The 669-nt window shown below is 43.0% G+C and carries 2 protein-coding genes; both read left to right on the forward strand.

Translation table 11 applies throughout. From position 1 onward, the window contains the following. The coding region (locus N1032_RS25745) for a hypothetical protein (protein WP_259543456.1) at positions 1-293 on the forward strand (293 nt) is incomplete at its 5' end. A 2-nt stretch (positions 294-295) separates the two neighbouring features. Further along, positions 296-669: hypothetical protein (locus N1032_RS25750; RefSeq protein WP_259543457.1), on the forward strand; the 374-nt coding region annotated here is incomplete at its 3' end.

Raw genomic sequence — 669 nt, forward strand, 5'->3', positions numbered from 1 at the left:
CAATGAGTGCGGATCGTGATAGCGAACATTACAAACATTTTGAAGAAAACTTCCCAGAAGACCCAGCAGTACAAGCTATCGCACCAGATGCTCTGGTTATGGCTCAACAGCTCCGTAAGATGATGGCAGATGATCCATCATTCACACACTCTAAAGCTATGGAAGTCGCTGCTAAGACACTGGATAAGTATGCTTCAGGTACATTCGCTGAGCATCATGGTGATGAGACTAAACCTCGTTCTCTAATTCACTCTGATGTTCTGAATGGTGTTCATAAAATGGGAGTACGCTAATAATGGCAGACTACAGTTACAAAAGTTTCCTCGATGATGAGGGTAAAGGGGATGTATTTGTTGCTACCCCTGATACAAATAGTTCTGCTTGGGACTCCTTGAATACACCTTCAAATAACCAGTCTCAGCAGAATCTACAACCTACTTCTCCAGCGTATACACCAGTGGCATCACCAGCTGTACAACCTACAACTGATGACCCTGCTGATAAAACACGCTCTGACTTAATCCAAGCTCGTCGTGATATTGTCAATGCTCCTAATCAAGCACAGAACACAGATAGTTCAGACAAATACACATCTAAAGCTACTGGATTCACCTATGACCGTCCTAAAGAGTCTCATGCTAATGATGCTTATCTCGGTGTAATGGGTTT

This window comes from Herbiconiux daphne, assembly GCF_024979295.1.
GTDB lineage: Bacteria > Actinomycetota > Actinomycetes > Actinomycetales > Microbacteriaceae > Herbiconiux > Herbiconiux daphnes.